The 21,465-nt window shown below is 60.3% G+C and carries 15 protein-coding genes; 8 read left to right on the top strand and 7 right to left on the bottom strand.

All coding sequences use genetic code 11. The features are described from left to right. Positions 1-401: 401 nt before the first annotated feature. On the bottom strand, positions 402-1,784 hold the full coding sequence (gene cysS, locus CKW26_RS26530; RefSeq protein WP_016986558.1) for a cysteine--tRNA ligase: 1,383 nt from the start codon (positions 1,782-1,784) through the stop codon (positions 402-404). 21 nt (positions 1,785-1,805) lie between these two features. Next, a complete protein-coding gene (locus CKW26_RS26535; protein ID WP_016986557.1) occupies positions 1,806-3,503 on the bottom strand; it encodes a glutamine--tRNA ligase/YqeY domain fusion protein in 1,698 nt (565 codons plus the stop codon). 266 nt (positions 3,504-3,769) lie between these two features. On the opposite strand from CKW26_RS26535, the gene CKW26_RS26540 reads away from it, so the two are divergent. Together CKW26_RS26540 and lpxH are read left to right on the top strand one after the other, a co-directional pair. Continuing rightward, positions 3,770-4,276: a peptidylprolyl isomerase gene (locus CKW26_RS26540; protein WP_095050763.1), complete on the top strand. Its 507-nt coding sequence runs from the start codon at positions 3,770-3,772 to the stop codon at positions 4,274-4,276. After that, the gene (gene lpxH, locus CKW26_RS26545) at positions 4,273-5,019 is read left to right on the top strand and encodes a UDP-2,3-diacylglucosamine diphosphatase (RefSeq protein WP_095050764.1); all 747 of its coding nucleotides are present in this window, start codon (positions 4,273-4,275) and stop codon (positions 5,017-5,019) included. Before CKW26_RS26540 ends, lpxH begins: the two co-directional genes overlap by 4 nt. A gap of 219 nt (positions 5,020-5,238) precedes the next feature. On the opposite strand, the gene CKW26_RS26550 is transcribed toward lpxH, so the two are convergent. The 5 genes from CKW26_RS26550 to CKW26_RS26570 all read right to left on the bottom strand — a co-directional run bounded on the left by CKW26_RS26550 (position 5,239) and on the right by CKW26_RS26570 (position 11,613). Beyond that, complete coding sequence (locus CKW26_RS26550) at positions 5,239-6,768, bottom strand: DHA2 family efflux MFS transporter permease subunit (protein ID WP_095050765.1); 1,530 nt, start codon at positions 6,766-6,768, stop codon at positions 5,239-5,241. Positions 6,769-6,904: 136 nt separating this feature from the next. Further along, positions 6,905-8,107 carry an efflux RND transporter periplasmic adaptor subunit gene (locus CKW26_RS26555; protein ID WP_008082123.1) on the bottom strand — a complete coding sequence of 401 codons (1,203 nt, stop codon included), beginning with the start codon at positions 8,105-8,107 and terminating at the stop codon, positions 6,905-6,907. Between the two features lie 15 nt (positions 8,108-8,122). After that, a complete protein-coding gene (locus CKW26_RS26560) occupies positions 8,123-9,592 on the bottom strand; it encodes an efflux transporter outer membrane subunit (protein ID WP_095050766.1) in 1,470 nt (489 codons plus the stop codon). Further along, positions 9,582-10,064 carry a MarR family winged helix-turn-helix transcriptional regulator gene (locus CKW26_RS26565; RefSeq protein WP_077573642.1) on the bottom strand — a complete coding sequence of 161 codons (483 nt, stop codon included), beginning with the start codon at positions 10,062-10,064 and terminating at the stop codon, positions 9,582-9,584. Before CKW26_RS26565 ends, CKW26_RS26560 begins: the two co-directional genes overlap by 11 nt. A gap of 229 nt (positions 10,065-10,293) precedes the next feature. Then, a complete protein-coding gene (locus CKW26_RS26570) occupies positions 10,294-11,613 on the bottom strand; it encodes a hypothetical protein (protein WP_095050767.1) in 1,320 nt (439 codons plus the stop codon). A gap of 179 nt (positions 11,614-11,792) precedes the next feature. On the opposite strand from CKW26_RS26570, the gene CKW26_RS26575 reads away from it, so the two are divergent. The 6 genes from CKW26_RS26575 to CKW26_RS26600 all read left to right on the top strand — a co-directional run bounded on the left by CKW26_RS26575 (position 11,793) and on the right by CKW26_RS26600 (position 21,419). Beyond that, the gene (locus tag CKW26_RS26575) at positions 11,793-12,764 is read left to right on the top strand and encodes a fimbrial protein (protein WP_095050768.1); all 972 of its coding nucleotides are present in this window, start codon (positions 11,793-11,795) and stop codon (positions 12,762-12,764) included. Positions 12,765-12,818: 54 nt separating this feature from the next. Next, entirely contained in the window at positions 12,819-15,620 is a 2,802-nt protein-coding gene (locus CKW26_RS26580) for an ATP-binding protein (protein WP_095050769.1), read from the top strand. Further along, the gene (locus tag CKW26_RS26585; RefSeq protein WP_095050770.1) at positions 15,607-16,794 is read left to right on the top strand and encodes an EAL domain-containing protein; all 1,188 of its coding nucleotides are present in this window, start codon (positions 15,607-15,609) and stop codon (positions 16,792-16,794) included. The genes CKW26_RS26580 and CKW26_RS26585 overlap by 14 nt, the downstream gene beginning before the upstream one ends. Positions 16,795-16,880: 86 nt before the next feature. Next, complete coding sequence (locus CKW26_RS26590; RefSeq protein ID WP_095050771.1) at positions 16,881-20,048, top strand: hybrid sensor histidine kinase/response regulator; 3,168 nt, start codon at positions 16,881-16,883, stop codon at positions 20,046-20,048. A 22-nt stretch (positions 20,049-20,070) separates the two neighbouring features. Then, a complete protein-coding gene (locus CKW26_RS26595) occupies positions 20,071-20,718 on the top strand; it encodes a response regulator (RefSeq protein WP_095050772.1) in 648 nt (215 codons plus the stop codon). A 110-nt stretch (positions 20,719-20,828) separates the two neighbouring features. Then, positions 20,829-21,419 (top strand): fimbrial protein, encoded by a 591-nt coding sequence (locus CKW26_RS26600; RefSeq protein WP_095050773.1) that lies wholly within the window; start codon positions 20,829-20,831, stop codon positions 21,417-21,419. Positions 21,420-21,465: the final 46 nt, after the last annotated feature.

The raw sequence follows: 21,465 nt of genomic DNA on the forward strand, positions 1-21,465 counted from the left end.
GGCATCCACGATGTCTACTGGAGTAGACATCGTATCGCCCGAATCGACTTGAACTTGCAGATCGTGACGGCAGGTAAGAAGATCTAAAACCGTCCACCATGTCTCCGAACATGTGTCCACCATGTCTCCGGTACATACACTCCCAGGGGGAGAGGGAGCTGACCGAAGTGTCTGGCGTTGTGCATCGACCTGAAAAAAACAGTCGATTATGGATTCAAAGCAGCACGTTCAAGTCGGCGTATTTCCTAAACATCCCCCATTCGGTCCCCTCTCCCTCTGGGAGAGGGTTAGGGTGAGGGGCTTTTCTGGCGGCCAAACAAAAACCCGCACAAGGCGGGTTTTGTTGATCGTTCCCACGCTCCGCGTGGGAATGCAGCCTGGGACGCTCCGCGTTCCTGATCTCAGTCAGCCAGACGCCAGGTAGTCCCACCCTTGCCGTCTTCCAGCACAACACCCATCGCCGTCAGCTGATCACGAATCCGATCCGACTCAGCCCAATCCTTCCCGGCCCGCGCCGCCAGACGCGCCGCAATCAGTGCATCAACCTCTGCCGCATCGACACGCCCTTCAGCGCCCGCCTGCAGGAAGTCATCCGCCTCCAACTGCAACACACCCAACACGCTCGCCAGCTCTTTCAGACGCGCCGCCAGACCTGCCGCTGCATCAAGATCGCTCTCACGCAGACGGTTGATCTCACGCACCATCTCAAACAGCACGGCGCAGGCTTCCGGCGTGCCGAAGTCGTCGTTCATCACCGTGGTGAAACGCTCGACGAAGGCTTCGCCGCCCGCCGGCGCCACAGTCGGCAGGCCTTTCAACGCGTGGTAGAAACGCTCGAGGGCGCCTTTGGCGTCCTTGAGGTTGTCTTCCGAATAGTTGATCGCGCTACGGTAGTGGCTCGACACCAGCAGGTAACGCACGACTTCCGGGTGATACTTTTCCAGCACGTCGCGAATGGTGAAGAAGTTGTTCAAGGACTTGGACATCTTCTCGCCATTGATGCGAATCATGCCGCAATGCATCCACGCGTTGGCGTAGGTCTTGCCGGTGGCCGCTTCGCTCTGGGCGATTTCGTTTTCGTGGTGCGGGAACTCGAGGTCGCTGCCGCCGCCATGAATGTCGAACGTCTCGCCGAGGCAGCAGGTGGACATCACCGAGCACTCGATGTGCCAGCCCGGACGCCCGGCGCCCCACGGCGATTCCCAGCTTGGCTCGCCCGGCTTGGCGGCTTTCCACAGCACGAAATCCAGCGGGTCCTGTTTCGACTCGTCGACTTCGATGCGCGCGCCGATGCGCAGGTCTTCGATTTTCTTGCGCGACAGCTTGCCGTAGCCCATGAACTTGGCGACGCGGTAGTACACGTCACCGTTGCCCGGGGCGTAGGCGTAACCCTTGTCGATCAAGGTCTGGATCATCGCGTGCATGCCCGGAATGTGATCCGTGGCGCGCGGTTCCATGTCCGGCTTCTTGATGTTCAGGCGCGCTTCGTCTTCGTGCATCGCCGCGATCATGCGCTCGGTCAACGCTTCGAACGATTCACCGTTCTCGTTGGCCCGGTTGATGATCTTGTCGTCGATGTCGGTGATGTTGCGCACGTAGGTCAGGTCGTAACCGCTGAACCGCAACCAGCGGGTCACCAGGTCGAACGCGACCATGCTGCGGCCGTGGCCAAGGTGGCAGTAGTCGTACACGGTCATCCCGCAGACGTACATGCGCACCTTGTTGCCATCCAGCGGCTTGAAGACTTCTTTGCTCTTGGTGAGCGTGTTGTAGATCGTTAGCACGTTATTTCCCTTGACGCTGAATCACTGGCCCCACGAATCACGCAGGGTCACGGTACGGTTGAATACCGGCTGACCTGGTTTCGAGTCCTTCAAATCCGCAACGAAGTAACCTTCGCGCTCGAACTGGAAACGGTCTTCCGGCTGTGCATTGCCAAGCGATGGCTCAGCACGACAACCGGTGAGTACCTGCAGCGAATCAGGGTTGATGTTGTCGAGGAAACTCGCGCTGTCTTCAGCCTTCTCAGGGTTGGCCGAACGGAACAGACGATCGTACAGACGCACTTCGCACTCGACGCTGGCCGCGGCCGGCACCCAGTGGATCACGCCTTTGACCTTGCGGCCTTCAGGGTTCTTGCCGAGGGTTTCCGGGTCGTACGAGCAACGCAGTTCGACGATGTTGCCATCGGCGTCCTTGATCGCTTCGTCGGCACGGATCACGTAGCTGCCGCGCAGACGCACTTCACCGGCCGGTTCCAGGCGCTTGTAGCCCTTCGGCGGCTCTTCCATGAAGTCGTCACGGTCGATGTAGATTTCCCGGGCGAATGGCAGCGCGCGTACGCCCATGTCTTCTTTCGGGTGGCGCGGCAGTTCGAGGTTCTCGACCTGGCCTTCCGGGTAATTGGTGATGACGACTTTCAGCGGACGCAGTACGCACATGGCGCGTGGCGCGGTCTGGTCGAGGTCGTCACGGATGCTGAATTCGAGCATGCCGAAGTCGACCACGCCGTCGGAACGGTTGGTGCCGATCATTTCGCAGAAGTTGCGGATCGATTTCGGCGTGTAGCCACGGCGGCGGAAGCCCGACAGCGTGGACATGCGCGGATCGTCCCAGCCATTGACGTGCTTTTCATCGACCAGTTGCTTGAGCTTGCGCTTGCTGGTGATGGTGTAGTTGAGGTTCAGACGGCTGAACTCGTACTGACGCGGGTGCGCCGGCACTGGCAGTGCGTCGAGGAACCACTCGTACAGCGGACGATGGCTTTCGAATTCCAGGGTGCAGATCGAGTGGGTGATGCCTTCGATGGCGTCCGACTGACCGTGGGTGAAGTCGTAGTTCGGGTAGATGCACCACTTGTCGCCAGTCTGGTGGTGATGCGCGTGACGGATGCGATACATGATCGGGTCGCGCAGGTTCATGTTCGGCGAGGCCATGTCGATCTTCGCGCGCAGCACGCGGGCGCCGTCCGGGAACTCACCGGCACGCATACGCGCAAACCAGTCGAGGTTCTCTTCTACCGAACGGTCGCGGAACGGGCTGTTCTTGCCCGGCTCGGTCAGGCTGCCACGGTATTCCTTGGCCTGCTCAGGGGTCAGGTCGTCGACGTAAGCCTTGCCGGCCTTGATCAGCTCGACGGCCCAATCGTGCAACTGGTCAAAATACTGCGAGGCGTAGCGCACTTCACCGGACCACTCGAAGCCCAGCCATTTGACGTCGCTTTCGATCGCGTCGATGTATTCCTGGTCTTCCTTGGCCGGGTTGGTGTCGTCGAAACGCAGGTGCGTGACGCCGCCGAACTCCTGGGCCAGGCCGAAGTTCACGCAGATCGACTTGGCGTGGCCGATGTGCAGGTAGCCGTTGGGCTCCGGCGGGAAACGGGTGACGATCTGGGTGTGCTTGCCCGAGTCCAGGTCTGCCTGGATGATCGGCCGCAGGAAATTGACCGGCACGGCAGGGCCGGACTTGGCATTCGAGGTAGGGTCGACAGTGGGCTTGCTCATAGGATCCTTGACTTACATGTGCGCGGCCGCAGAGGGGGCCAGACAAAACAAAGCCGCTATCATAGCCGATGCTGTCAAGGGGCTGACAGAGCACGGCCTATAAAGGAGCGCATTTAATCGCAGGGATTTGGAAAAACAGCCTCGAAATTCGCGCCTGTCACGCTAAACTGCGCACCTTGGCCCACGGGCTGAACCGGTAACGGGGCGAAATGTCCCATTACCCACGAATTCCTTATAAAACGCTTCATTGAAAAAGAGCACCGATCATGACTCAAGTCAAACTGACCACCAACTTCGGCGACATCGTCATCGAACTGGACGCGGAAAAAGCGCCAATCACCGTTGCCAACTTTCTCGAATATGTTAAAGCCGGTCACTACGAGAACGTGGTTTTCCACCGTGTGATCAAGGGTTTCATGATCCAGGGCGGTGGTTTCCAGCCTGGCATGCAGGAAAAGAAAGACAAGCGTCCAAGCATCCAGAACGAAGCCGACAACGGCCTGAAGAACGAGAAGTACACCCTGGCCATGGCTCGCACCATGGACCCGCATTCGGCATCGGCGCAATTCTTCATCAACGCCACCAACAACAGTTTCCTCAACCACACCGCCAAAACCGCTCAGGGCTGGGGTTATGCAGTGTTCGGTAAAGTCGTTGCAGGCACTGACGTTGTCGACAAGATCGAAGGCGTGGCGACTACCTCCAAGGCCGGCCATCAGGACGTACCAGCAGACGACGTGATCATCGAGAAAGCCGAGATCATCGAAGCGTGATATTGCTGATTTCAGACTTGCATCTGGAAGAGGAGCGCCCGGACATTACCCGGGCGTTTCTGGATTTACTCGCCGGACGCGCCCGCTCGGCGAGTGCGCTGTACATCCTCGGCGACTTCTTCGAGGCGTGGATTGGCGACGACGCCATGACGCCCTTCCAGCGTTCCATCTGCCAGGCCCTGCGCGAACTGAGCGACAGCGGCACGGCAATTTTTCTGATGCACGGCAATCGCGACTTCATGCTCGGCAAGGCCTTCTGCAAGCAGGCCGGCTGTACGTTGTTGAAGGACCCGAGTGTCGTGCAGTTTTACGGCGAGCCGGTGCTGTTGATGCACGGCGATAGCCTCTGCACCCGCGACGTCGGCTACATGAAGCTGCGGCGTTATCTGCGTAATCCGATCACGCTGTTCATCCTGCGTAACCTGCCCTTGAGCAGCCGCCATAAACTGGCGCGCAAGCTGCGCAGTGAAAGCCGTGCACAGACGCGGATGAAGGCCAATGACATTGTCGATGTCACGCCTGAAGAGATTCCGCGGATCATGCAGGCGTTTGGCGTGAAAACCTTGATTCATGGCCACACCCACCGCCCGGCGATTCACAAGTTGCAGCTTGGTGAACAAGCGGCGAAGCGGATTGTGTTGGGGGATTGGGATCGTCAGGGGTGGGCGTTGCAGGTGGATGAAAGCGGTTACGCCTTGGCGCCGTTCGACTTCGCCCCGCCGCTGGCTTTGCCGCACGGCTGAAGATCGCTTCCCCCTCACCCCAGCCCTCTCCCCCAGGGGGCGAGGGGGAAAGGGAGCCGACCGAGTGCAGCTCAAAACCCGCGCTCGACTCCCGATCTCAAATCACGCTTTCCCCAAACCGGAGTTCAAATCGGTGACTCAGGTCGGCGTACCTCGAAAGCACACCACGGTCAGTCCCCTCTCCCCCCGGGAGAGGGTTAGGGTGAGGGGCTTTTGACCTTAGTGCCCTGAAGCCGCAGGCCCCGCCTTCGCAGCAAACGGCGGCTTCGCCAGCCACACAATCAGAATCAACCCCATAAACCCCCAGCCCAGCAGCGTGAAGTAATCCACGGTGGAGAGCATGTACGCCTGGCTCGTCAAAATCTGATCCATCTGCGCATAAGCCGACTGGCTCGCCCCGCCCAAATGATTCAAGGTCTCGCGAGTCGCCGGTTCGAAAGTGCTGATGCTCTCACTCATATACGCATGATGCTGATCCGCGCGGCGAATCCAGATCCACGTGGTCAGCGACGCCGCAAAGCTACCGCCCAACGTCCGCAGAAAAGTCGCAAGACCAGCACCATCGGCAATCTGGCTCGGCGGCAGGTCCGACATCAGAATGCTCAAGGTCGGCATAAAGAACAGCGCCACACCAATGCCCATGAACAACTGCACCAGCGCAATGTGCTGGAAATCCACTTCATTGGTAAATCCGGCGCGCATAAAGCAACTCAAGCCAATCGCCAGAAACGCCAGTCCGGCCAGCAAACGCAGGTCGAACTTGTTAGCGTACTTGCCGACAAATGGCGACAGCAGCACCGGCAGAATGCCGATCGGCGCTACGGCCAGACCGGCCCAGGTCGCGGTGTAGCCCATTTGTGTCTGCAACCACTGCGGCAGGATCAGGTTGATGCCGAAGAACCCGGCGTAACCGAGCACCAACACTAGCGTGCCGATGCGGAAGTTGCGGTAGGCGAACAGCCGCAGGTTGACCACCGGATGCTGGTCGGTCATTTCCCAGATAACGAACACCGCCAGCGCGATCACCGAAATCGCCGCGCCGATGATGATGAAGTTCGACTCGAACCAATCCAGGTCATTGCCCTTGTCGAGGATCACCTGCAACGCGCCAACACCAATGATCAGCGTGATCAGGCCGACGTAATCCATCGGCTGACGGCTGGTTTCCACCGGACGTTTGGCCAGTTGCGAGCGCACTACCATCACCGCAAAGATGCCGATCGGCACGTTGATGAAGAAGATCCACGGCCAGCTGTAACTGTCGGTAATCCAGCCACCGAGGATCGGCCCGGCAATTGGCGCAACCACCGTGACCATCGCCAGTAACGCCAGGGCCATGCCTCGCTTCGCGGGCGGATAGACCGCGATCAGCAGGGTTTGCGTCATCGGGTACAGCGGCCCGGCGACCAGACCTTGCAGCACGCGGAAGCCGATCAGTTCCGGCATCGATGTTGAGATACCGCAGAGAAACGAGGCCAGCACAAACAGAATGGTGGCCCAGAGAAACAGCTTCACCTCGCCGAAACGGCGGCTGAGCCAACCGGTCAGCGGCAGCGCAATCGCGTTGCTCACGGCGAACGAGGTGATCACCCAAGTGCCCTGCTCCGAACTCACCCCGAGGTTGCCGGATATGGTCGGCAGCGCCACGTTGGCGATGGTGGTGTCGAGCACTTGCATGAACGTCGCCAGCGACAGACCGATGGTGCTGAGCAACAGGCTGGGCGGCGTGAAAGAGGCGTTATTGCTCATTGTGAATCCTATGAAACCTGATTAGCGCCGGGCTCTCTGTAGGAGTGAGCCTGCTCGCGAAGGCGGCCTTTCAGACAAATAAATGCTGAATGACCCACCGCTTTCGCGAGCAGGCTCGCTCCCACAAGGAAAAGATTCAGCGTTGCGCGGTTTTGCTGACCGCGGCGCTGTTGTCGTGGATCAGTTGCGCAATCATCGCGTCGGCTTCGGCCAGCTGGCGATCGTAGACGTTGGTGCTGAACGAAGCCTTTTGTGGAGGCTGCTGTGCCAATACCGGGCCGCTCTGGTCGTGCAGGTTCACTTCAACATTGGTCGACAGGCCAACGCGCAGCGGATGCTTGGCCAGTTCTTCAGCGTTGATGTGAATCCGCACCGGCACACGCTGAACGATCTTGATCCAGTTACCGGTAGCGTTCTGCGCCGGCAGCAGAGCAAACGCGCTACCGGTACCGGCGCCAAGGCTGTCGACGGTGCCGCTGTATTTCACGTCGCTGCCGTAGATATCGGATTCGATGTCGACCGGCTGGCCGATGCGCATGTCACGCAGTTGGGTTTCTTTGAAGTTGGCGTCAATCCACAGCTGATCCAGCGGAATCACCGCCATCAACGCCGTGCCCGGCTGCACACGCTGACCGAGTTGCACGGTGCGCTTGGCGACGTAACCGGTGACCGGCGCGATCAACGTGCTGCGGGCATTGGTCAGGTAGGCCTGACGCAGATCGGCAGCGGCCGACATCACGTCCGGATGCGACGACACCACGGTGTCATCAACCAGCGCGCTGGTGGTTTTCAATTGCTGTTTGGCGTTGGCCAGGGCGTTTTGCGCCGAGGTCAGGTCGTCGCGAGCGTGGGACAGTTCTTCCTGGGAAATCGCCCCGCCCTGCGCGAGGTTCTTCCGGCGGTTGTAGTTGTCCTGGGCTTTCTGCACTTCGGCCTGTTGCGCGTTGACCTGGGCTTTCATGCCATCAACGTTGCTATACAGACCGCGCACCTGACGCACGGTGCGCGCCAGTTTCGCCTGGGCACTTTGCAGGCCGACTTCAGCGTCGTTCGGGTCGAAGTTGATCAACACCTGACCTTCGTGAACCAGATCACCGTCATCCGCGCCAATGCTGACCACGGTGCCGGTCACCAGCGGCGTGATTTCGACAACGTTGCCGTTGACGTAGGCGTCGTCAGTGCTTTCGTTAAAGCGCCCGATGAATTCGTGATACGCCCAGACGCCGGCGCAGGCGAGCGCGACGACAACGGCCAGCACCAGCAGCATAACTTTGCGTTTGCGCGGGTTGCCGGTGTCCGGGGTGTTGCCTTGAGCTTGGGTGTTTTCGGCAGTGGCCATGACAAGTACCTTGAATTAGTTGTGCGGCGTGGCTGGGCTGGCGTTAGCTGCGGTCAGGGTGTCACCCTGGAAGCCGCCGCCCAGCGCTTGCATCAGTTGAATCGACAGGTCGATCTGCTCGGCATTGAGGTTGGCCAGTTGACGCTGGGCCTGCAGCAATTGCTGCTCGATGCTGAGCACGTCCAGGTAGTTGCCGATGCCGGAACCGTAACGCTGGACGACGGTGTTGTAAGAATCCTGAGCAATGTCGGTGGCGTGTTGCTGCGCACCGATCTGCCGGCCGATGTCACGCAACTGGTTGATCGTGTCGCTGACATCGCCCAGTGCTTTCACCAGACTTTTGTTGTACTGCGCCACCGCCAGGTCGTAATCGGCGTCGCGCGCATCGAGGTTGGCGCGCAGGCGTCCGCCGTCGAAGATCGGCACCGAAATGGTCGGGGCAATGTTGAAGAAGCGACTGGCCGAACCGAACATCGCATCACCCAAAAGGGATTCGGCGCCGGCCGAGGCCGTGAGGTTCAAGTTGGGATAGAAGCGGGTTTTCGCCGAGTCGATGTCTTTGCTCGCCGCTTCAACGCGCCAGCGCGCAGCGACCAGATCCGGGCGCCGACCAAGTAGCTCAGCCGGCAACACCGACGGTACGGCGACAGCGCTGGCTTGCAGGACTTTCGGTCGGGCAATTTCGTTGCCGCGATCCGGGCCTTTGCCGAGCAGTACGGCCAAGGCGATCTTGGCGCTGTTCAAGCGTTTTTCTGCGTCGATCAGGCTGGCTTCGGAACTGGCTTCCACACTCTGGGTTTGCTGGAACTGGTACTGGCTGTCGATCCCGGAACTCAGGCGACGCTGGCTCAGGTCGAGCATCTGCTTGGTGCGTTTGAGGTCTTCGTTGGCCAGGTCATAAACGATGTGTGCCTGACCGAGATCGCTGTAAGCGCGAGCGACGTCGGCGGCGAGGGTCAGTTGTGCAGCCTGACGATCGACCTCAGCGGCGCGAGCCTGGCCCAGTGCGGCTTCCCACGCATCACGCTGGCCGCCCCAGAGGTCGAAGTTGTAATTGAAACCGGCGCTGACGTTACGCACGGTGGCGTAGGCATCGCCCTGCCCTCGCGGGTCCTGATCCTTGGCCAGACGCGAACGGCTGATGCCGGCGCTGGCGTCGAGGGTCGGATAGCGTTCGGCGTCGGCGGCATACGCGGCGGCGCTGGCCTGATGGGCGCGCGCTGCGGCGATTTGCATGTCCGGGCTGTCGTGCAGGGCTTCGCGGATCAAGCCGTCGAGTTGCGGATCGCCGAGGCTGGTCCACCAGTCGCTTTTCGGCCACGCGGCCGGCGACAGGGTCACGCCGTTGAGAGATTGGCCGACTTTCAGGTTCTTCGCATCGAGGCTCGCGCCCGAAGTGTCGAGGCCGCTGTAGTTGGCGCAACCGGCGAGGATCATCGCCGACAGCACCAGCGTCAGGCTGCTGCGCAAGGTTTTACCGCTCATTGTGTTCACCTAACCGCTGGATGGTGATCGGGTCACCGGCTGCCAGCAGAATTTTCTTGAGGATGTATTCCAGGGTCTTCAACTCGTCCGGAGTGACGGCGCCGGCCAGTTCATTCATCGCGTCGGCGCCGATGTGCGGCAGGCGATCGGCCAGTTGCTGGCCTTGTTCGGTCAGCTTGAGCTGCACCTGGCGGCGATCGCCTTCGCTGCGCTGGCGAGCCAGAAAGCCTTTCTGCTCCAGACGATCGAGCATGCGTGTCATCGAACCGCTGTCGAGCGACAGATGCCGGCACAGCTCGGCCGGGGTATCGACGCCGAACTGGGCCATGATGATCAACACCTTGAACTGCGCGGCAGTGATGCCGTGGGGTTCCATGTGGGTGTCAATGATCCGGTCCTTGAGCAGCGCAGCACGGCCAAGCAACAGGCCGAGATGGCAATGTTTGAATTCGTCCGGGGTGAAATGCTTCATTTGCTCACCTAATAACTGCCTAGGCAGTGAATGTATGTCGAGATGTTACTGCCTAGGCAGCGAATGTCAACGCAATAGTTAGGTTGCTTTGCAATTAGTTGACCAGTGGAGTTGGTTTTTGTGTTGCACAGGCGGACGCCATCGCGAGCAGGCTCACTTCTACAAGGGAACGCATTTCAAATGTAGGAGTGAGCCTGCTCGCGATTGGAGCGACTCGGTGTGAAGTCGGTCAGGATTCGTCAGTTGGATGCACAGGTGGCGGCTGCACAGGATGTACCTCGCGCCCCCGCAACGCAGCGCCCACATACCCAAACGCACGCTTGCTCACCGCATAAATGCTGTGCCAGCCCGGCGGTGCGGGCTCGATGGCAGCATGCAACGCTCGCGCATAGTCGAGCACCAGTCCGGGCGTCCACGCCATCGCCTCTGCCCGTTTGCGCACTTGCGCGGCAACCCAGAACTCGGGGCTGAAAATGACCCGAGCGAAATCCAGCATGCTTGAATGGCCCCGGTTCATCGCTCCCTCAAGGGCCGCTTCGAGGCTATGAGCGACGGCGCTGGAACAATTGCGACTGGTCAGGTTGTACGTGCTGTTCTGCCGATACGCAGTCCAGAACGCATGCAAACGCCGGGCGTCGTAGTGGGCAAAACTGACCTGCACCGAAGACGGACACCAGTCAGCCACCTCCCCCGCATAATCCGGCAAAAACCTGCCGGCAACATCGTTGTTCGGCGTCGCCCGCAGCAGTCGCACAAAATCCCCCGCCGAACGATCGATGTCGTCCTGCGGGTAATGGCTGATGTAAATGTCCGGGCCACATTCCAGCGCCGCATGACCGGCGGAGATCACGCCGTTGATATCGACCGCCGCGATGTAGCGGTTGAGCAGGCGGTTGCGCACTAAGGTGTCGTCGACGGTGCCACTGGGGGTCCAGACGTGAATCACCATCGCGTTGCTGCTGGTCGGCGCACTCACTGCAGCAGGACTCGTCAGCGGCAGCTGGTTTTTGAAGCGCACGGCTTGCCGCAACAAGGCGCAACCGGTCAGGAAAAGGCTCATGCCAATGCAAAACGGCACCGTGCCCTTATACAGCGTCGGATACGGCTCGAGGATAAACACGCCAAAGCCGATTTCGAACAACCCCGCCAGCAACGACACCTGCCAACCGACAAAGCGCACCACCAGCGCCGCCGCCAACCGAAAGCCGCCATCGAGCAGAAAAGCCCCACCAAACAGCACCGCCAGAATCAGCCCGGCGGCATGTTGCCGGTCGACGATCAGCAGTCCCAGCAAGAGAAACGCCAGACCTCGCGCTTTGCGCAGGGCCGCAGCGGTCCCGGCTTGCGGTGCCGGCACCAGCAGCAGGATCAGCGCTTCGAGCAACAACAGATAGCCGAAGAGATGCAGCGGGAAATACAAAACGCCGTCCAGCGCATCAATGAAAATGCCCACACCGGCCGCGCCCCAGACAATGCCCGTCAGCGCCAGCGCAGACCAGCGCTTGCGGACAAAGTCGTGACCGAGCAAGACCATACTCAAGCGGACCATATGACCTCTCTGGTGAACCGGGGGCCGCACAACCTGCACGGTTTTCAGGCTGTGGTGAGTCTAATACATCGCCGCGTTTGCGCAGGCGCGGGAACGTGTTCTAAGAATCGCCTGATGTCCATCGGCAAACGGCGTGTTTAACGTACGCCGCTCTTTGGCCGACACGTATAGCCCTTTTCATGAAGCGAATAACTCTGCAGCGCCCCCTGCTCACCCTTGTCGCGGCGACGTTGCTGACCTGCGCGGCGGACGCGATGGCGGCGAATTGTAGCTTCAACGGTTCCCCTTCCACGCAAACGCTCAGTTACGGCGGCAGCCTGGCCAATGGCGGCCTGACCATCCCCGCCGACACACCGGATGGCACGGTGGTTTATCAGGAAACCGCGCAGCAATCGAGCTCGCACAGTTGGTCGTGCAATGCGAGCTCGTTCTACGGAATAGCGGTCAATCCCGCGTTTGGCACCCCGACCGGTACCGTAAGGACCTTCCCCCTTGGCAAGACCGGGCTGTCGTTCCGTATCTGGATGGGTATGCTGGATCGCTATGAGCCCTCGCTCTTTTCGGTCGCCCCAAAAGGCTACGGCGTGATGTCAGGCTCGATCCGCCTGGAAATCGTCAAGTCAGGCCCATTGGCGGCGCAGATCACGATACCGGCCGGCAACCTGGCCAGCCTGAAAGCCGGCGAGCTGATTCTGAATAACTTCAATTTGACCAATGCGCTGGTGTTGAATGCGGCCTCCTGCCAGACCCCTTCCGTCCCGGTCGCCATGGGCGATGACTATCAACTCCAGGAGTTTAGCGACGCGGGCGCCAGACCCCGCACCGTGCGCTTTGATATCGCCTTGAACCAGTGCCAGACCGGCATCAAGAAAGTCACCTATTCGCTCAAAGCCACCACGCCCGTCATCGACGCGACCAAGGGCATCGTCGCGCTCAACAGCACCTCCACCGCCAGCGGCATCGGCCTGCAATTGATGAACGACGTCGGGCAGCCGATCGCCTTCGATACCACCTACCCGTTCAACGCCTTTACCACCACCGGCACCGATTTCAAGATCCCGTTAACCGCCGCGTACTACCGTCTGCCCACGGGCGAACTCAAGGCTGGCAGCGCCAACACCGAAGTCACCTTCGTCGTGAACTACTTGTAGCACTCTAAGGATCGTCTGATTTCCCCCGCTCCCGGCCCTCCCTAGAGTGCCGGGATGAGATTGAAGAACTACCTCCATCAGATCAGCCCGCTCCTGTCCTCGCCCGATGCGGCGCGGCGTCTGCTGCGCATTTTTGCCCTGGTGCTGCTGGTGGGCATTCTCGGCGGCGTCTACAGCTTTCTGCTGTTTACCTTCAACAATGAGATTTCCCAACGGCGCAGCTACATGAGCAGCGCCATCGCCGAAGCGCATACCTTTTTCACCACCCGCGAAGCACTGCTGGAAAGCCTGAGCCTGTCGGCCACACGCAAGGCGAAAATAAACGTGCCGGTGTCCGAAGAAGAAATCCGTCTGCTGCTGGGGCAAACGCCGGGCAAGCAATGGAGCATCTGGCTGACCCAGCGCATGCGCGATTACCTGAAAGCCAAGCAGCTCAATCTGCTGTATGTCAGCAACGGTGGTCATGTATTGCGTCTATACAACGCGACACCACTGGTCGCCGGTTTGCCACAGGCCACGCTGGATCAGCTGGAAGCGCTCAAGCTCACGGCGACCTTGTCGGAACTGTGGCTGACCCATGCCGCAGACGGCCACTCGCGGCTGTACATCTTCATCCGCCTGGATGAACGCGACGTCCACTCCGGCTGGCTCGGTCTGGAAATGGACGACCGTGAAGTCTCCAATGCCCTTAGCGACCACAGTGCCGGCGAGTTCACCATGTTCAACTCCCAAGGCAAACCGCTGTTCAGCAACAGCCACAAACCACCGCCAGAACAGCACCTGCCGTTGCTGCGACAACAGGATTTCTTCGGCTTCGTCGGCAATGGCTGGTTGCCCGAGCAATTGGTGTTGCGCAAGCAACTGAAATCGTCGGATTGGCAGCTCACCTACTCCATTGACTTGCTGGCGGTGCTGCGCGCGTTGTGGCCGCAAATGCTCGGCGCGCTGCTGTTCTGCGTGTTGAGTATCAGCCTGGTGTGCCTGTTGGTCCGCCGTCTGGAGCATCGTTTCATCACCCCGGCGATCCAGCGCATTCAGGCGCTGGTGGAGAGCGAACTGTTCAGCCGCGACGTGATTCAGACCGCCCCCGTGGCGCTGTGCGTGTTGCGCCGCAGTGACGGTCAAGTGGTGCTGGATAACACCCTCGCGCGGCAATGGCTGGGCCAGTGCAGCGAGCAACTGGGGGCTGGCTGGATCCGCGATGCGTTTGACGACAACACGCCCTGCCTGACTGACTACTTCGAGACCGCCGACGGTCGTCACCTGTACCTGAGCTGCTCACCCACCCGCTACAAAGGTGAAGACGTCTTGCTCTGTGCCTTCAGTGACATCAGCGCTCGGCGACAAATCGAAGCAGCACTGGAACAGGCACGCCAATCGGCCGATGCCGCCAACGAAGCCAAGACTTTGTTTCTGGCGACCATGAGCCACGAAATACGCACCCCGCTCTACGGCGTGCTGGGCACCCTGGAGTTGCTCGCGCGCACGCAACTGGACACTCAGCAGAAAAGTTACCTGCGCGCGATCGAAGGATCATCAGCTACGTTGCTGCAGTTGATTTGCGACGTGCTCGATGTATCGAAGATCGAGGCCGGACAACTGGCGCTGGAGCTGAGCGAGTTTTCCGTCCCGGGACTGGTGCACGAAGTGGTGCAAGGCTATGCCGCCGCCGCGCAAAGCAAAGGCCTGCAACTCTATGCCTGCCTCGATCCGCAACTGCCCGATTGCCTGCTGGGTGATGTCAGCCGCGTACGGCAGATCCTCAACAATCTGCTGAGCAACGCGGTCAAGTTCACCGATTCCGGGCGGGTGGTATTGCGGGTCAAACTGCTCGCCCGCGAAGGCGAACGCGTGTGCCTGCAATGGCAGGTTTCCGACACCGGCAAAGGCATCGCCCATGACGATCAGGCGTTTATTTTCGAGCCGTTCTACCAGACCGCCGGCAACACCAACGTGGTCGCCGGCACCGGCCTCGGCCTGCCCATTTGCCTGCGGCTGACGCACTTGATGAATGGCACCCTGCGCATGGTCAGCGAGCCGGGCCTGGGCAGCAGTTTTTCCCTCAGCGTGCCGCTGGAGCAACGTTCCTGCGACGCACCAACCGCCGCTTTGCCGCCATTGGCAGCGGACATCGTTTATGTGGTCTCACCGATCCGCGAACTGGCCGACAGCATCAGCGGCTGGCTGCGGCGTTGGGGCGCCCGCGCGCATATCGGCGCACCGGATGGCATCGAGCCGGATGCGACGGCGGTGCTGCTGGAACTCTATCCCGCAGCCTTCGGACAGCGCCCGAACCTCGTATGGCATGGGCCGCGCGTACTGGCCAGCGGTGACGGCGCCCATGAGCCGCAGTTCAGCGGCGACGGCTGGCAGGTCAATCTGAATGATCTGCTGGCGATTCAACGCGCCGTTCGCCAGGCCCAGAGCGGCCAGATCGTTCAACGCCCGCAAGACACTGAATCCCATGCCCTGCGCCCGTTACGCCTGCACATCCTGGTGGCCGAGGACAACATCATCAATCAACTGATCCTGCGCGATCAGCTCGAAGAACTGGGCTGCACCGTAGCGCTGGCCAGCGATGGCGAAGAGGCCTTGTCGCTCTGGCCCGACGCTGCGTTCGACATCGTCCTGACCGACGTCAACATGCCCCGCCTCAACGGCTACGAACTGGCCAAAGCCCTACGGCGCCTCGGTTGCAGCATCCCGATCATCGGCGCGACCGCCAACGCCCTGCGCGGTGAGGACGCGCTGTGCCTGGCTGCCGGCATGAATCACTGCCTGGTCAAACCTTTTACGCTACGAGCCTTGTTCGCTGTCCTGGCTCCCTACGAACGAGTCGCCCATGAAGCCCTGTAGCATTCTGATTGTCGAAGATCACCCCTTCCAGCACCTGTACTTGCAGAACCTGTTCAGCGAGTTGGGCGACTTCGATCTGGCGTGCGCCAAGGACGGCGAAGAAGCGCTGGACTGCCTGAAACAACGCGACTTCGATCTGGTGCTCACCGACCTGCTGATGCCGGGCATGGACGGCGTGCAATTCATTCAGGGCCTCGCCGCGCAACGTTCGCGCCCGGCACTGGCGATCATGAGCGCCGCCTCACGACGGATGCTGATGGGCGCGAGCCTGGTGGCGAGCAACCTGCAAGTGAAAGTCATCGGGCTGATTTCGAAACCGGTGAATGCCGCCGCCCTGCGCTGCCTGATCGATCAATTGCAGGCGCTGCGCCAGAGCGTCCCGGCGGCGATCCATCCCGGCATCGATCGCCAGAGTATTTGCAACGCCCTCGACAACGGTGAACTGCAAGCCTGGTTTCAACCGAAGAAGGCTTTGAACAATGGCCGGATCGTCGCCGCCGAAGCGCTGGTACGCTGGAATCATCCTGAACATGGCACGCTGCTGCCCGGGGTATTTTTGCCGGCGTTGATTGCGTTCGGTCTCGAAGAGCCGTTGCTCTGGTGCGTGCTGAAACAAGCGATTGCCGCCCAAGCCATCTGGCGCGAACAGGGCTATGACATTCCGGTTTCGATCAACCTGCCGACGCACCTGCTCAACAGCCACGACCTGCCCGACCGCATACTCGCTTTCGTGCTTGCCCATCAAGGCTTGCCCGCGCGGATCTGTTTCGAATTGATGGAGTGCTCGGTACCCGACGACATCAGCAATTTCTACGCCGGCGCCTGCCGCTTGCGGATCAAGGGTTTCGGTCTGTCGCAGGACGATTTCGGCAAGGGCTACAGCTCGTACATGAACCTGGTATCGGCGCCGTTCACCGAACTGAAAATCGACCGTGCTCTGGTACAAGGCTGCAATGCCAACGCCGAACTCGCGCAAGCCCTGACCAGCATTGTCAGCCTCGGTCGCCAATTGGGCCTGACGGTGGTGGCCGAAGGTGTAGAAACCGCACAAGAACTTGCTCTGTTGCGTAAAATCGACTGCACTCAGGTTCAGGGTTTCCTGATCTCCCACGCCGTTTCAGCCGATCAGTTCCAGCACTTGCTGACCCACGACGGGCCGGCGAACGCCTGTTGAGCGGCACGTGGCTATTGTTGAACGTCGCTCGCTACCGAGGTCACTGTGTCCCAAGGCTGCCCCATCACCGCTGGTCAGGCGCTGTAATGCCGCATACCAATGCATTTCTGGACAAACTCGCCAGCAGTTCGCTGCGTTTGAACAAAAGTCTGCTGCTGCTCGGCGCACTTGTGTTGCTGCTGTTGGGCATCAGCTATCTGGGGGTGCAGCGCATGCTCGAAGAGCAGCGCGACACCCTGCAGTTTCACTTCGCCCGATTGATGGAGAACATCCACGAGCAGGAAGTGTTTCTGCGCGATATCTCCCAGGCCAGTGCCAAGGGTCAATATTTCCCTTTGGTGGTGTTGCCCACCTATTCGCAAAAGCTGCTGCCCGAAGAAGGCCCGAATATCTATGAAGGTCGCGGCTTGCCGTTTTCACTGCCGTTCAGCGTAAAGATCGATCCGAACAGAATCGCCGCCGACCAATACCCCAAGGTTTTCGCGCTGGGCAGTTATCTGGCCGCCTACTACAGCGCGTTCTGGGCGGCCTCGCACTATCAGTCGCCGCAAGTGATCCTGCTCAATGGCCCCGACAATTTCGACGTGGCCGTGCCCTCCGCCGGGCGCTTGCGCGGTGCCGGCCCGATGCAGATCGGCGCGTTTGCCCAAGTCATGAGCCAGGTGAACCAGCATGCACGCGAGCAGCCGTCATCAGTCGCTGATCATCAAGTGCATTGGGTACCCTACCCGTCCACTCAGGACAGCGAGGCAACACCGACGCTGCTGGCCTACGTCAGGATCAATCTGCTCCAACCCACGCTGGCGATCGAGGGCGCCGATTCCTGGGTTGTGCTCGGCACGTTGCTGAAACTTTCCCAGGTCAACAACATCGAGCGATTGATGGAGTGGTCGATTTACGATGACTTCACCTTGATCACCCCGGTCGGCGTGGTCTTGACCGGCGCACACAGGCCCGACCAGGTACTGGATGAGGGGATCAATTTCAGCCGCGACGGTCTGGTGTTCAAGCTCAGCAGCCCCGGCGCACAGCACTGGACCGCGATCTACGTTATCAGCCTGCGCAGTTTTCTCAGCTATGCGCTGTGGCCATTGCTGTGCCTCGTAGCGGTGGTGCTGGCGTTGCTCGGTTGCGGTCGGGTCATCAATCGCTGGTACACCGCGCGCGTGATCATCCCCGCGCAAAGTGCGCACGCGAGCATCGCCGAAAGCGAGGCGTTCAGCCGTGCGGTGATCGACACCGCACCGACCGGCCTCTGTGTGATTCGCCGCAGCGATCACCACGTGCTCCTGGAAAACCAGCGCGCCCAGCAATGGCACGACAGCAGCCGTTTGATGAGCCTGCTCAAGTCACACAGCGAGTCCGGCCATGCCGATCTCGAGATCGACGGGCGTCATCTGCATCTGGCTTTCGTCTCGACACGCTATCAAGGCCAGGATGCCTGGTTGTGTGCGTTGCATGACGTGACCCGGCATATCGAAGACGCCGCCGCCCTGGAAGAAGCCCGTCATGCCGCCGACTCGGCCAACCAGGCCAAGAGCCGCTTCCTCGCCACCATGAGCCATGAAATTCGTACCCCGCTCTACGGCGTGCTGGGCACCCTCGAATTGCTCGGGCTGACTCCGCTCGCCCCGCGCCAGCAGGATTATCTGGACACCATCCAGCGTTCCTCCGCCAGCCTGTTCAAGCTGATCAGCGATGTGCTCGATGTGTCGAAGATCGAGGCCGGGCAAATGACCCTTGAGCTTCAGGACTTCTGCCCGCTGGAGCTGACTGAAGATGTCGTGCGTACTTACAGCGCATTTGCCCGCGCTAAAGGCCTGCAACTGTATGCCTGCATCGATTCGGGCTTGCCGGATCAACTGCGCGGTGATCCGTTGCGCATCCGCCAGATCCTCAACAACCTGCTGAGCAACGCGATCAAGTTCACCGACAACGGTCGCGTGGTGCTGCGCGTGCGCGTGGTGCAAAACATTGCTGGCAGCGCCGAAGTGCAATGGCAGGTCAGCGACTCGGGGGTGGGGATTTCCCCGGCGCAGCAACAGCAATTGTTCGACCCGTTCTATCAGGTCAACGACGCCGACAGTCAGGCCGGCGCGGGTCTGGGCCTGGCCATCTGCAAATGGCTGTGCGAGTTGATGCTAGGGAAGTTGAGCGTGGTCAGCGAACCGGGACTGGGCAGCAGTTTTACCCTGCAACTCACGCTGGAGAACAAGCCGGGCGCATTGGCCGACTGCCCCGCTTTCGTGGCCGGAAGCCCCGCCGTTTATGTACGTGCACCGATCAGCGAACTGGCGCTGCACCTGATGGCCTGGCTCAACCGTTTTGGTCTGGATTGCCGCTTGGTGACGACCGAGATGCCACCACTCTCGGCGCTACTGGTGGACCTCACGCCTCTCGACAACGCTCCGCACTGGAGCGGGCCACGGATCGTCGCCATTGCGGGCGGCCCCAATCCGGCGCAGCCAAGCGGTGCAGACTGGGCGGTCGACGCCGACGATGTGCGCGCGATTGCCTGGGCTATTTATCTGGCACAACACGGCGCCAATGCGCAGCGCCCAGGCGCATTGCAGGCAAAGACCCGCCCACTGAATCTGCAGGTGCTGGTGGCCGAAGACAACTTGATCAACGCGGCGATCATCAAGGAGCAACTGGAGGCTCTGGGCTGCTCGGTGGTCGTCGCCGCGAATGGCGAACAAGCCTTGGCGCAGTGGGCGCCCGGCCGCTTCGATCTGCTGCTGACCGACGTCAACATGCCGGTCATGAACGGCTACCGACTGGCCGAAGCGGTGCGCCAACAGGACGCAACGCTGCCGATCATCGGCGTCACCGCCAACGCCCTGCGCGAAGAAGGCGAACGCTGCGCCGCCGTCGGCATGAACGCGTGGATGGTCAAGCCGCTGAACCTTGCCACCCTGCGTACGCAACTTGAGCAACATTGCAAAATCGCTGTGGCCCCCGTTATCGATACCCCGCCGTCGCTATCTGCAAAAATGCGCGAGTTGTTTGTCACCACCCTGCGCCAGGATATTCAGACCACCCTGGCGGCACTGGATGCGGCCGACGCCAACAGCGTGGCGCAGCAACTGCACGGCATGGCGGGGGCGCTAGGGGCAGTGCAGATCAACGCCTTGGCCAGCGCGTTTGTCGAGCTGGAATGTCGCTTGACCGGCATGGCCGTGACGCCCGCTCTGGCCGTGGCGGTGCGACAAAATCTGACGCGGCTGCAAGATCTGCTCGACTCCCTCGAATAACTTCACTCTGGATAAATCACTCATGGAAACCTTCAACGTTGTCATTGCCGATGATCATCCCATCGTGCTGCTGGGGGTGCGGGAACTGGTCGAGCGTGACCAACGCTTTCGCGTGGTGGGCGAAGCCGTAGGCTCCAATGAACTGATCAATCTGCTCGAAACCCGGCCCGTGGACTTGTTGATCACCGATTTCAACATGCCCGCCGATTCGCCTTACGGGGACGGCCTGAAACTGATGGAATACCTGACACGACACTTTCCCAGGGTTCGGGTATTGGTGCTGACCATGATCTCCAACCCCCTGATCCTGACGCGCCTGCAGGAACTTGGCGTGCTGGCGGTCATTCAGAAAAACCAGCTGCACGACGAAATTGAGACTGCCCTCAAAGCGATTGCCAAGGGCAGCCCGGTGCGCTGGCAGGTACCTGCGCCGACATCCGTAGTGAACGACGGCGCCGATCTGGATGAACGTTTTACCCGGCTATCGCCCAAGGAACATGAAATCCTGCGTTTGTTCGTACAGGGCCAAGGCGTCAACGACATTGCCCGTTACTTGAACAGAAGTGCCAAGACTATTAGCACGCAGAAAATCTCGGCGATGCGCAAACTTGAAGTCGGCAGCGATCAGGAGTTATTGACTTACTGCATAGAACGCAACTTGTTCAATTAATAGTACGGGATACCTTTCTGCAACTTCCGCACATCTAGGAATCGTCTGATGTTCGCTCGGTAATTGGCGTTTTATTGTGTTGCTTTAACCCCACCAATGGAAAAAGCAACATGAAAAAGTTGTCCCAAACACTTCTCGCCCTTTCGATGTTCGCTGCCGCAGGTAACGCCCTGGCCGCTGACCCGGTCGTGCCAACCAAAGCCGGCAGCGGCACCATCAACTTCACCGGCACCATCAACAATGACGCCTGCTCCGTTGAAGGCGCGGGCAGCAATAAAACCATTTCGGTCGCCATGGGCGAAGTGTCGATCAAGGACATGGGCACAGCCACTGCACCCAAAGGCAATGGCACGTTGAGCGCCGAGAACTTCGACATGAAGATCAACTGCAACGCCGGCACCAAAGTTGCGATGATCTTCGAACCGACCAAAGGTGCGGGTTCGGGCATCGTTGCCGGGACCAAAGTGCTGAAGCTGATTGACGGCCTGGGCGCGGCCAAGAACGTCGGTATTGCCTTGCTCGATTCCAACGGTGCGCTGATCGATCTGAGTTCGCCCGCTGCGGCGAAGATCGAAAACACCCTGCAGGACAGCAACACCACGCTGAAATTCTCGGCCGCCTACGTCACCACTGCTGACGTCGCAACCGTGGTTGCCGGTCGCGGCGACGCTACCCTGCCGTTCACCCTGCAATACGAATAACCCGCGCAACTATTCGAGCCCAGTGCGGGGCCGCCCGGCCCCGCGC

The organism is Pseudomonas sp. Irchel s3h9 (assembly GCF_900187475.1).
GTDB lineage: Bacteria > Pseudomonadota > Gammaproteobacteria > Pseudomonadales > Pseudomonadaceae > Aquipseudomonas > Aquipseudomonas neuropathica.

What these genes read in the sequence shown, in the direction of transcription:
- CKW26_RS26535 (WP_016986557.1), bottom strand. Translation starts at nt 3,503, where the DNA reads ATGAGCAAGCCCACTGTCGACCCTACCTCGAATGCCAAGTCCGGCCCT.
- CKW26_RS26540 (WP_095050763.1), top strand. Translation starts at nt 3,770, where the DNA reads ATGACTCAAGTCAAACTGACCACCAACTTCGGCGACATCGTCATCGAA.
- CKW26_RS26550 (WP_095050765.1), bottom strand. Translation starts at nt 6,768, where the DNA reads ATGAGCAATAACGCCTCTTTCACGCCGCCCAGCCTGTTGCTCAGCACC.
- CKW26_RS26555 (WP_008082123.1), bottom strand. Translation starts at nt 8,107, where the DNA reads ATGGCCACTGCCGAAAACACCCAAGCTCAAGGCAACACCCCGGACACC.
- CKW26_RS26560 (WP_095050766.1), bottom strand. Translation starts at nt 9,592, where the DNA reads ATGAGCGGTAAAACCTTGCGCAGCAGCCTGACGCTGGTGCTGTCGGCG.
- CKW26_RS26565 (WP_077573642.1), bottom strand. Translation starts at nt 10,064, where the DNA reads ATGAAGCATTTCACCCCGGACGAATTCAAACATTGCCATCTCGGCCTG.
- CKW26_RS26570 (WP_095050767.1), bottom strand. Translation starts at nt 11,613, where the DNA reads ATGGTCCGCTTGAGTATGGTCTTGCTCGGTCACGACTTTGTCCGCAAG.
- CKW26_RS26575 (WP_095050768.1), top strand. Translation starts at nt 11,793, where the DNA reads ATGAAGCGAATAACTCTGCAGCGCCCCCTGCTCACCCTTGTCGCGGCG.
- CKW26_RS26580 (WP_095050769.1), top strand. Translation starts at nt 12,819, where the DNA reads ATGAGATTGAAGAACTACCTCCATCAGATCAGCCCGCTCCTGTCCTCG.
- CKW26_RS26585 (WP_095050770.1), top strand. Translation starts at nt 15,607, where the DNA reads ATGAAGCCCTGTAGCATTCTGATTGTCGAAGATCACCCCTTCCAGCAC.
- CKW26_RS26590 (WP_095050771.1), top strand. Translation starts at nt 16,881, where the DNA reads ATGCCGCATACCAATGCATTTCTGGACAAACTCGCCAGCAGTTCGCTG.
- CKW26_RS26595 (WP_095050772.1), top strand. Translation starts at nt 20,071, where the DNA reads ATGGAAACCTTCAACGTTGTCATTGCCGATGATCATCCCATCGTGCTG.
- CKW26_RS26600 (WP_095050773.1), top strand. Translation starts at nt 20,829, where the DNA reads ATGAAAAAGTTGTCCCAAACACTTCTCGCCCTTTCGATGTTCGCTGCC.